Source organism: Pseudoalteromonas sp. PS5 (assembly GCF_004103255.1).
Classification (GTDB): Bacteria; Pseudomonadota; Gammaproteobacteria; order Enterobacterales; family Alteromonadaceae; genus Pseudoalteromonas; species Pseudoalteromonas peptidolytica.
In genome coordinates, this window is sequence record NZ_RCSQ01000172.1 from 1 (window position 1) to 11,304 (window position 11,304).

Genomic DNA, 11,304 nt, shown 5'->3' on the forward strand with positions numbered 1-11,304 from the left:
AGAACAACTAAATAGCAAAACTTTTGCCTGGTTATCGACAAGATTTTCTCGCCTCAAAATAGAAAGTTTAGTTAAGCAATTTGGTATTAAAGAAAAAGCTGAAATGAGTAATTGGGCGTTGGTAGCTTTGTTTGTTTCATGTGATATGCGAAGATGAAGGTATCAACCCAAAGGAACAAACGCATGATAATTAATGCCAAAGCGGCATTTTCACAAGAACAAACTGATGCGCTAGTGGCTAGATGTCAACAGGGGGATCAAGGTGCATTCCGTGAGCTATTTGAACAGCACCACCGTCGAGTTTATGCATTATGCCTGAGATTGTTAGCTGAGCCTGCTCACGCGGAAGATGCTTGTCAGGAAGTTTTTGTGCAAGTGTGGCAAAAGATTGATCAATTTAAAGGGCAATCACAATTTTCGACCTGGCTCCACAGTGTGGCGAGTAATATTGCTATCAGCTACCTTCGAAAGCAAAAAAACTGGTTTCAAAAGGTGGTGAGCTTTGAACAATCGGGGCTTGATGAACAAGGTGCTGAGCAGCTTGGAGAGCTAAACGGATTGGACAAACTGATTGTGAGATTACCTGAGCGTGCGCGATTGGTTTTTGTATTACATGCCGTTGAAGGGTATCGCCACGAGGAAATTGCCAATATGTTGAATATGGCTGTAGGTTCGAGTAAATCGCAATATCACAGAGCCAGAAATCTATTACAGGAGTGGTACAACAATGACTAAACCATCATTTGATGAATTTATGCATACCGCACTGAATGATGAGCAGTCGCAGCCAGCACCGCAGCGCGATTTATGGCAAGGTGTTGAGCGCGCGATTAATCAAGCGCAGCCTGTGCAGTCGCCAAAACAAAGTAATTGGCAAAAGCTTTCTGGTATTGCCGCTTGCACTTTTGCGGGTCTTCTTGCTTGGCAAGTAATAATGAGTCAACCGAAACAGGATTCATTGGCAAATATCAGTGCTTTTTTTGAGCAGCAAAAACAATCTTTGCTTGTGCAGTATGAGACGCAACCAGCCCTAACCTCAGATTGGCAAACTCAGTTGCAAGAACTTGAACAAGCTGAGCAGGCAGTAAAGCTTGCGTTAAAGCAAGACCCTGAAAACGCTGCATTACTAAATATGCTTGCTCAGGTTTATCAACAGCAACTCGATTTAATTAATAAGGTTCATGAACCTCGTTGGCAACAAATTTAGGAGAACTAAAATGAAAGCATTAATTTTTGGCCTTGCAGCACTGCCAACATTGGTATTGGCTGGAGAATCTATCGATAAAGAACTGTCCATCCCTGCTAACGGCAAAGTTATTATTGAGAACCAACGTGGTGATGTCATCATTAAAACATGGGATAAAAACCTGTTTAAGGTGAGCGGCAAGCTTGATGATAAGGCCGAAGGCTATAAGTTAGAGACCTCGGGTGAGATCACAGAGTTTATCGTAGAAATGCCAAAACGCTACAATAGCTGGGGAACAGGTGGTGGCTCGAATTTAACGATTTATATGCCGAGTACCAGCGAGCTTGATTTTGAAGGTGTTATTGTTGATGTCGAAGCGGCGGAGTTAACCGCAGGAGCCAGTATCAAAACAGTGAACGGTAATATCAAAGTCAATAAGATCAGCGGTAAGATCTCACTAGAAACTGTAAATGGCGACATAGATAGCCAAGAGTTAAATGGTAATATTCAGTTTGAAACAGTAAATGGTGATATTGACGATGTAGCCTCCAATGGGAAACTGCGATTTAACGCCGTGAACGGTGAAATTAAAACGCAAACTACAGCAACGGAGTTACGTCTAGAAAACGTAAATGGTGAAGTTGAGCTAAAAATGGCGGAGCTGAAAGATTTACGTTTATCGACCGTAAATGGTGAGATTGAACTCTACACCAACAAGCTTTTAGATAATGCGGCAATTAACATGGAGAGTGTGAGCGGAGACATTGCACTATATTTCCCGAGTGATGTGTCAGCTCGATTTGAAATAAATGCTCATTCAGGTGGACGCATAACCAACGAATTAAGCGATGATGAGACAAAAAAAGCCAAATATGGCCCAGCCCGCTCTCTTGAGTTTGTATTAAACGGTGGTAATGCTGATGTTGAAATCGACACTGTCAGTGGCAATATTGAATTAAAACGAAAATAATCACGCATGATGGATACAAGCACCACAAAAGGCCAGAGTTTAACTAAACTCTGCTTTTGTGGTTTGCACTTGTAAGTAGACCAGATACAATAGAGGGCCTTCTCTTTTTCAATGTTGTGATATGGCTAAATCAGATCTACAAGTCGATACCTTAAAAGTTCCTCCGCACTCAATTGAAGCCGAGCAGTCCGTGTTGGGCGGTTTGATGCTCGATAATGAAGCGTTTGACCGTGTTGCGGAATTGGTAGTTTCCCATGACTTTTATACCAGAACCCACAAACTGATTTTTGAGGCTATGGAGAAGTTGGTAGAGTTAGGTCAACCTATCGATTTAATCACGATTTCTGAAAACCTTGAGAAAAACAACCAGCTAGAAACCATAGGTGGTTTTTCTTATCTTGCTGAAATTGCAAAAAATACCCCCAGTGCAGCAAATATCGACGCCTACGCGAGTATCGTACGTGAACGTGCGGTAGTACGTGAAATGATAGGGGTAGCCAATGAAATCGCAGAGGCTGGTTTCAACCCTGAAGGACGTGACAGTCACGAGCTCTTAGATTTAGCAGAAAGCAAGGTGTTCAAGATTGCTGAGCAGCGCACCAAGAGCACTGAGGGACCACAAAGCATTCATAACATCTTAGAAAAAACTGTAGATAAAATTGAAGAGCTATACCAGTCTCCTCAAGACGGTGTTACAGGGGTGAGTACTGGATATGGTGATCTGGATAAGATGACTGCGGGTATGCAGCCTTCAGATCTTATTATCGTTGCCGCGCGTCCATCGATGGGTAAAACCACATTTGCGATGAACCTCGCTGAACATGCTGCGATGACGCAGGATAAACCTGTACTGATCTACTCGCTAGAGATGCCCTCAGAACAAATCATGATGAGGATGCTTGCTTCTTTAGGTCGTATCAACCAAACCAAAGTACGTACAGGGCAATTAGATGATGATGATTGGGCTCGTCTATCATCAACCATGGGGCTGCTAATGGAAAAGGGCAAGATGTATATTGATGATGCGTCGGGTCTTACCCCCACTGATGTACGCTCAAGAGCAAGACGTATTGCCCGCGATCATGGCGGGATCAGTATGATCATGGTGGATTATCTCCAGCTTATGCGCGTGCCTAGCTTATCTGACAATCGTACACTTGAAATTGCAGAGATCTCACGTTCACTAAAAGCCCTTGCCAAAGAACTCCAGTGCCCAGTTATTGCGCTCTCTCAGCTTAACCGTACACTAGAACAGCGTGCTGACAAGCGCCCTGTAAACTCTGACCTCCGTGAATCTGGCTCCATCGAGCAGGATGCCGACTTAATCATGTTTATTTATCGCGATGAGGTTTACAACGACGATAGTCCCGACAAGGGAACCGCGGAGATCATTATAGGTAAGCAGCGTAACGGTCCAATTGGTAAGGTTAGGTTAACTTTCCAAGGTCAATACTCTCGATTTGATAACTATGCAGGCCCTGCAATAGACGACGAATATTAATCTTCAATTGAGTAGTAATATGCGATTAGCAAGTGCTGAGATAAATTTAACCGCGCTAAAAGAGAACTTGAAGTTAACACAACAGTTAGCACCAAACAGTAAAGTCATGGCTGTACTTAAAGCCAATGCTTATGGGCATGGACTTGTTAAAATAGCACAGCACCTCCAGGATGCAGATGCCTTTGCTGTGGCTAGAGTGGACGAGGCGTTAGCACTGAGAACGGGTGGGATCACAAAGCCAATTGTGCTGTTAGAGGGTTTTTTTGATCCCTCAGATTTACCTATTTTACTAGCCAATAACTTGCAAACCATTGTTCATGACATTTCTCAGCTCGAAGCCATTGAGCAGGCAAACCTAGATGCACCGCTTACGGTCTGGTTAAAAATCGATACTGGCATGCACCGCTTAGGGGTGGAGCCAGAAGAGTTTGAACACTTTTACTCTCGTCTTAAACGCTCTAAAAATGTGGCCGAACAAATCCATCTCATGACGCATTTTGCCTGTGCTGATGATACAAAAGACAGTAAAACACAAGAGCAGCAAACGCTGTTTGATACGTTAGTGTCTGGTAACAGCGCGCCACTATGCTTGGCAAACTCAGCTGGTATAATTGGTTGGCCTAGCTCTCACGGGAACTGGATCCGTCCAGGACTTATGCTTTATGGCGTATCTCCGATGCTAGATTGTGTTGGTAACCAACATGGTTTACAACCCGTGATGCGATTGACCACCAAAGTTATCGCGATTAAGCGCGTTAAAGCCCATCAGGCAGTAGGCTACGGTGGACGTTGGCAAAGTGAGCAGGATACCTACCTTGCAGTAATAGGAATGGGCTACGGAGATGGTTATCCTCGTCATGCAAAGCAAGGTACACCTGTGGTGATCAGAAATAAACGTTACGGTATTGTCGGCTCTGTATCTATGGATATGATCAGTGTGAATATCGGTAACAACTTAGATGATATTGCTGTCGGGGATGAAGTCGAGATGTGGGGGCCTCACTTACCGGTGGAAGAAATTGCACAATGTGCGGATACTATCGCTTATGAATTACTTTGTAATGTCACGCCCAGAGTCAGTTATGAATATATCACCTAAGCGATATTGAAGAGTAGGAGTTAAACTGGGTTTTAACTCCTTTGCCCCTGTAATGTCGCTACGATGCGTCTTGCACCACCGTAGTCGCGATGTTCCCCTAAATAGATACCCTGCCAAGTACCTAACCGCAAACAACCTTGATAAATTGGGAGCGTCACTTCGCAACCTAAGGTGCTCGACTTAATATGTGCCGGCATGTCGTCATCACCTTCGTAGTCATGGCGATAATAACTCTGTTTCTGCGGTACAAAGTGATTAAAGTGGCTCTCCATGTCCATACGCACTGTAGGATCTGCATTTTCGTTCACCGTTAGGCTGGCTGAGGTATGCTGAATAAATAGATGCAGCAACCCCACCTCATAATGATGTAATTCTGGTAGCTGGCTGATGATTTCATCATCAATTAAATGGAAGCCTCGATTACGAGGCTTTAGAGTTATTTGTTTTTGGATCCAACTCATAGACTACACAAACATCTTTTCGTCACTGAGCGAGCTTATCGAAGCTGACTTCAATATTGGCATTACCATCAGCAGAGGTAAAAGGCATAATGAGTTTAGGGCCATCACACTTATGGGTGATAGTATGCCCTGCACCAGAAACAACAATAGGGGTTGCCATATCAAACTCATAACCCTTTTCGCCAAGTAAATTTTTGGCACCGCCTGTAACCATATTGGTGATTTCGCCAACCATATCAGTGACGTCTTCGTTTATTGAATCAGGTCGTTCACCAAGCATCCGCTCCATAATAGTCAATGCTAGGTTTTCTTCAAATGTGATGGAAAATGAGCCTTTTGTTTGTGGACCAACCATACCAATTACACCCGAGACATCACCCTGTGCTACCTCATCTTTTTTGACTTTTGGCTTACCAGGGGTTAGCTCAGTTTGTGCCATAGTAGCTAATACATTGATAAGAGATGATAAAAAGGGGTTGATGAATTCTACATTCATATGGATTTTCCCTTACGCATTTTAAATAAATTTGTGTTGCTGTTTTTATTAAGTGTAGTGTTTTTTTACTCCACTGCACTTAATCTTTACAATTTTCGCAACGGCCATGAGCTTCTATGGTTTGCTCGGTGACTATAAACCCCGTTTCAGCTGCTAGGTTGTTTAGTTCATGAGAAATCGTATTAGAGTGTAACTCTTGAACGTTTCCACAGCTGTCACAGATCAGTAATTGTACGGGGTGCATATGGTCGAAATGATGGCAAAGCATAAACGCATTGGTACTTTCGATTTTATGGATAAAGCCCAACTCAGAAAGGAAATCCAGTGCGCGATAGACGGTTGCAGGCTTTGCTGCGGGCTCTGTCAGCTTTAGCTCTTCAAGGAGATCATAAGCACCTACACCACCTTGCTTTGAGGCGAGTAGTCGAAACACTTTCTCTCTAATTGGGGTAAAACGTGCACCACGGTTATCACATACTTGCTTGGCTTTGCTAACTAGTAACTCTATATTCATGATTTCAAATCCTTACACTGCCTTGCAATACTAACATATTATTTTTATTAGTCTTGTCTTTGCCCTGATAAATTATAACCGAGAATGTGCGATGACTTTTTTGTTGGTATTTTGGGTGCGAAAAAAAGCTTCAAATTGCTGTGCCGTTAATGGTTTACTAACTAAATAACCTTGTCCAAAATCGCATGCCAATTGCTGCAACATATCCAGCTGTGCTGACGTTTCAACTCCCTCAGCAACGACTTTCATTGATAGGCTATGCGCCATGTTAATAATAGTAGTGACCAATGCCTGCGACTCTGTTGAGACGAGCATATCAGCAATAAAGCTTTGATCTATTTTAAGTACATCAAACGGATAATGACGCAGGTAATTAAGAGAAGAGTAGCCGGTGCCAAAATCATCAAGAGCAAGTTTAAACCCGAATTCATGAAGCTGATCCAATGCTTGTTTTACTTGTGCCTGTCCAGAAATAAGCACCCCTTCGGTTATTTCTAATTCAATATCGTGACTGGCTATAGACCGATCATCAACAAGTAGGGCTATTTTTTGAATTAAATTTGGGTCTTTGAACTGCTTAGGCGAGAGGTTAATAGCCACTCTTAGATTCGCCTGTAAACTCTTTTGCCACTGATTAACCTGTTGTATAGTCGTTGCCAGTACGAATAAACCAATGTCTATGATGAGCCCATTTTGTTCGGCAATCGGGATAAATTCCGCAGGAGATACCGAGCCGAGGGTTTTACTATGCCAACGTAACAGCGCCTCTGCACCGAATATTTCACCATTATTAATGTTAAATTGAGGCTGGTAAAAAACTTCGAGCTCATCCTCTGCTAGTGCGATTCTTAGTGCTTCTTCGATGGCAATTTGTCGTGATAACTTCAGGCTCATCTCTTGGTTGTAAAAACAATAGCCATTACGGCCGTTATTCTTTGCATTGTACATCGCGGTGTCTGCACAACTTAGCAATTCAGCTGGAGTGTCAGCATCAAGAGGATAGACAGCAACGCCAATACTGATTGAAATATTAAAGTCCCTATCATTGAGCTCAATGGGTTCATGGAACAACTTAACCAGCATATCGGCGACACACGTAATATCAGAGACATGATCAAAACCATTCATCAATATAATAAACTCATCACCTCCCAGCCGGGCAACAGTATCCTGCTCCCGTATTGAGAGGGTAAACCTTTCTCCTGCTGCGACGAGAACTTGATCTCCGATTTCATGACCTAGGGTGTCATTGATCCGTTTAAAGTCATCTAAGTCTATAAAAAATACAACAGCCAGTGCTTCACTGCGCTGTGCCGTAGACAGCTGTTGCGTTAATCGCTCCATGGCTAAAAAACGATTTGGGAGATCTGTGAGTGAGTCATAAAAGGCATGATGTAAAATGACTTCTTCTTGCTTTTTCTTTTCGGTAATGTCACGAACTACAATAACGAGCTGCTCGCTGTTTGGGATTGGAGAAAGCCGCGCTTCAAATAGCTTGTTCTGACCGTCAATAGTCAATGGATATTCTATTTGTGTTAACTGATGCTGTTGAGTTGCAGAATTTATTGCTTGGTTAAACTGTCGAGCAGCATGATGAGGTAAAACATCAGCCATCTTTTTGTGAATGAACTGTTCTGGTGAAAGATACAGATCATCTTTTTTACCAGTGTGACACTCAACAATAGTGCTATCCGAATTGATAATAAAAAACAAGTCAGGTAAGGCATGGAAGACGCTTGTCATCAGTGCATGGCGACGCGCCAGTTCTTGGTTGGTTTGCAGTTGTTGTTGCCAGTTTTGCTCCAGTGTTTGCGCGGTTTTATTCAGTTGCTCAGCAAGTACTGCAAACTCACCTTGCCCAGTTATCTGCACACGGCTGGTGAGTGATTTGGTTGAAAGGTCGTGTCCAACATCAATCAGCCTTTTGATTGGTCTATGAATAAAGTAATGGGTAAAGCTTAATAAACCTGCGGTTAACAACACCAAAAACGCAATGAGTATAACTGCTTTGGCGGTAAATTGCTGTTTTAGAGAAGTGTAGATCTGGCTGACATCATAAAGTGCAACCAGTCTGATCACATCGTCAGAATCACTAACTGGGAGGGGGGGAGACACGGGAATAACGGTAACAAAATACTGCTTTGCGGGAATATACACAGTAATAAGGTCATGCGCGTCTAACGCAGACGTCACATTGTGTTCCTTGATGACGCGAGTAAATAAGTTAAAACCAGCTTCTGACTGTGGATCCAGTTTCATTACCAAGTCATTTTTAATTATAAAGAGGGCTGCATATTTATCATTTGAGTAGTAATCCTCAAGGGTTAAGCTAACCTGACTGATATTGCCCTTGGCAAATTCAGTGGATAGATGTTTACCTAAATGCCTCATGCTCTGTGTGAGTTGTGCTTGATATGTACTAAGCAACATATCTCTTTGGGTTACATAAGAATAAGCAATGATAAGGGAGGAGATCAGCAAGCCACAGAGTACGGTACCCCAAGTCAGAGTTTGTTTTAAGTTAATGGCAATAGCTTTGTTATTCATATGTCTCGTTCTGAAACGTCCAATGCGCGTAATCCTCTACCGTAGCCAAGCCAAACAGGTGTTATGTCTGTGGGGCTTTCAGGTGAGCTACACTCTAGCTTATTTTATGCTGATTGATGAATCGTCAACAATCAAAGATAGTGTAGTTCACTAACTCAAGGCTGTATCACATTTCAGTAATAATTATAGCAACTGGCTCTTCAGAATTAGGCGCGAAACCAAAACTAAAATCATTTTTCAAGAAGCCTATCAAGGAGAGGAGGATAAAGTCGTCATGACTATAAAAGGTGGCTAAAGTAAGAGCAAATAAATGCGTAGTTCTCTGTAATTACACATGAATTGTAACAGTTCTCATGCTTTGATTTTAGCGAGTGTGGGGGTAACATGAGGGTCAGAACTCTACCCCAAAATAGAGCAGAATAATAGCAAACGGAAATTCAGGAATAATAAAATGACAAAAACTATAATAAAAAAAACGTACCTTATCACTGCTAGTGGCAAGTGCGCTTGCAGCACAAAGCTGGGCAGCACTGGCTGAAACTATCACGAATAACGTTTACTCGGAAAAAGGATTGGCGGGAACGCTTACACAAGAAAAAATCGATGACCAAAACTACAAAGCAAAAATTGAATTTGGTTGGAATAACCGCCGTATCTTAATCGATGAAAACCTCACACTGAATGAGCAAGGCTTACCTATCAAGCTCAGCCTTCAAGGGCGTTCTGCATTTGGCTCAAAAATTGATGAGACATTTAGTTATAACCGTGGAATTGCGCAGTGGAAAAGTGTCAATGAATCCGGTATCAAAGCTGATGCAACGTTAGATTTTTACGTGCCATCTAATCTCCATCTAGCACTAGACAACGCCACAATGCGTTACGTGCTTAAAAACAATCAATATGAATTAGATGTATACCCCCAAGGTAAAATGTTGATTGAGAAGTTAAAAACACTCAAACTTGGAGAGCAAACTGTGCACTTATTAGTGACCAGTGGTCTTAGTCTTACACCAAACTTTGCTTGGTACGACGATGATGGTAATTATTTTGCACAAACTTGGGGAGCAATGTATGTATTACGTGATGGTTTTAGTAAAGCACAGTTTGAGCAGCTTGAGACCATCCAAAAGCAAGCTGAACAGCAGCACCTTGAAAATCTTGCTAAGAAACTGACGCACCAAGTTCCTGAGCTTTTCATCGAAAATGTTGCGGTGTTTGATAGTGAACAAAAAAAGCTGCTGAAAAAACAAGATGTATTGATCCAAGATGGCAAAATTGTAGAAGTCGCTAATCATATTAAGAAGCCAAAAGGGGTGGCTAGTATTGATGGCAAAGGAAAGACTTTGATCCCAGGGCTTTGGGATATGCACGGTCATTTATCAAAAGAAAACGGCATCCTTAATATTGCCAATGGCGTGACCAGTGTTAGAGATATGGGTAATGAGCACGACAATATTATGGAGATTGAAGCGCTCTTTAATACTAATCAAGTATTAGGATCTCGCGTATATCGTGCGGGTTTTATGGATAAATACAGTGAAAACTCAGCGGGGTTGAGCGTTAAGTCGTTGCAAGAGGCGCTGGATACCGTCGACTTTTTCGCAGACAATGGCTATGTTCAAGTCAAACTGTACTCTTCAATAGATCCAAGTTGGGTGAAGCCTATTTCTGAGCGAGCACATAGCCGAGGGTTAAGGCTTAGCGGCCATGTTCCCGCTTTTATGACAGCTGAGCAAGCAATCGCAAATGGATATGATGAAATCCAGCATATCAATATGCTTTTCCTTAACTTTTTAGCTGGTGAAGAAGTCGACACCAGAACACAAAAACGCTTTTCACTAATGGGAGAGCAGGCTTCAGGCTTATCACTAGATAGCCCAGAGATGAATGCGTTCATCAAGCTACTCAGTGATAAGAAGGTGGTTGTTGATCCGACGGTATCGACATTTAGAAGTTTATTGATGTCAGAAGATCAAAAAGTCAATCCTGAATTTGCCGCTATCTCCGAGCATATGCCAATTGCATTTGCTCGCGGCTTGAAAGGGGCTGAGATGCATGTTGATGAGCAGTTTAAACTCAGTTATCAGGAGTCAGGCGAAGCGATGCAGAAAATGCTGAAAAAACTCTATGATGCCGGTGTGCCTATGGTACCTGGTACCGATAACATAGCTGGTTTTACCCTGATCCGAGAATTAGAGCTTTATGTTGATGCGGGGATCCCAGCTGCGGAGGTGCTGAATATGGCTAGTATCGAGAGCGCTAAATTGATGGGGGTTGCACATCAAACAGGCTCTATTGCCAAAGGTAAAGTAGCTGATTTAGTGTTGGTGGACGGCGATCCACTCAAGGACATCACAGCATTGCAAAAGGCAGCCTTGGTGATCAAAGGCGAGCAAGCCTTTAAACCTGATGAAATCTACCGAGCGATTGGAGTGAAGCCATTTACTAGCGCGCCCTCACTAAAGTAGATAGTAATACCAATTTGACTTAATAGTTGCTCAATTTGAAGAAGTAAATCTGACGCTAACAG

The 11,304-nt window shown here is 42.5% G+C and carries 10 protein-coding genes; 6 read left to right on the forward strand and 4 right to left on the reverse strand.

Annotated features, from left to right (window positions below; genetic code table 11):
* Positions 1–183: 183 nt before the first annotated feature.
* From D9603_RS18730 to alr, 5 genes are all read left to right on the forward strand, one after another.
* Positions 184–735: a sigma-70 family RNA polymerase sigma factor gene (locus D9603_RS18730; protein ID WP_125250988.1), complete on the forward strand. Its 552-nt coding sequence runs from the start codon at positions 184–186 to the stop codon at positions 733–735.
* Positions 728–1,207 carry a hypothetical protein gene (locus D9603_RS18735; RefSeq protein ID WP_128732447.1) on the forward strand — a complete coding sequence of 160 codons (480 nt, stop codon included), beginning with the start codon at positions 728–730 and terminating at the stop codon, positions 1,205–1,207. The genes D9603_RS18730 and D9603_RS18735 overlap by 8 nt, the downstream gene beginning before the upstream one ends.
* A 10-nt stretch (positions 1,208–1,217) precedes the next feature.
* A complete protein-coding gene (locus tag D9603_RS18740; protein WP_128732448.1) occupies positions 1,218–2,156 on the forward strand; it encodes a DUF4097 family beta strand repeat-containing protein in 939 nt (312 codons plus the stop codon).
* 121 nt (positions 2,157–2,277) lie between these two features.
* On the forward strand, positions 2,278–3,657 hold the full coding sequence (dnaB, locus tag D9603_RS18745) for a replicative DNA helicase (RefSeq protein ID WP_125250991.1): 1,380 nt from the start codon (positions 2,278–2,280) through the stop codon (positions 3,655–3,657).
* Positions 3,658–3,676: 19 nt separating this feature from the next.
* Entirely contained in the window at positions 3,677–4,756 is a 1,080-nt protein-coding gene (gene alr / locus D9603_RS18750; RefSeq protein ID WP_128732449.1) for an alanine racemase, read from the forward strand.
* 32 nt (positions 4,757–4,788) lie between these two features.
* Here the strand turns inward: alr and D9603_RS18755 are convergent, their stop codons facing one another.
* The 4 genes from D9603_RS18755 to D9603_RS18770 form a co-directional block, all read right to left on the reverse strand.
* Complete coding sequence (locus D9603_RS18755; protein ID WP_125250993.1) at positions 4,789–5,217, reverse strand: secondary thiamine-phosphate synthase enzyme YjbQ; 429 nt, start codon at positions 5,215–5,217, stop codon at positions 4,789–4,791.
* A gap of 22 nt (positions 5,218–5,239) precedes the next feature.
* Positions 5,240–5,713, reverse strand: coding sequence for a chemotaxis protein CheX (locus tag D9603_RS18760; RefSeq protein ID WP_125250994.1), 474 nt, complete (start codon positions 5,711–5,713; stop codon positions 5,240–5,242).
* Between the two features lie 79 nt (positions 5,714–5,792).
* Positions 5,793–6,227 (reverse strand): zinc uptake transcriptional repressor Zur, encoded by a 435-nt coding sequence (gene zur, locus D9603_RS18765; protein ID WP_125250995.1) that lies wholly within the window; start codon positions 6,225–6,227, stop codon positions 5,793–5,795.
* A gap of 72 nt (positions 6,228–6,299) precedes the next feature.
* Positions 6,300–8,774: an EAL domain-containing protein gene (locus tag D9603_RS18770; protein WP_128732450.1), complete on the reverse strand. Its 2,475-nt coding sequence runs from the start codon at positions 8,772–8,774 to the stop codon at positions 6,300–6,302.
* Between the two features lie 494 nt (positions 8,775–9,268).
* Between D9603_RS18770 and D9603_RS18775 the strand changes: the two genes are divergently transcribed.
* Positions 9,269–11,242: an amidohydrolase family protein gene (locus tag D9603_RS18775; protein WP_241651716.1), complete on the forward strand. Its 1,974-nt coding sequence runs from the start codon at positions 9,269–9,271 to the stop codon at positions 11,240–11,242.
* The last annotated feature ends 62 nt before the right edge of the window (positions 11,243–11,304 follow it).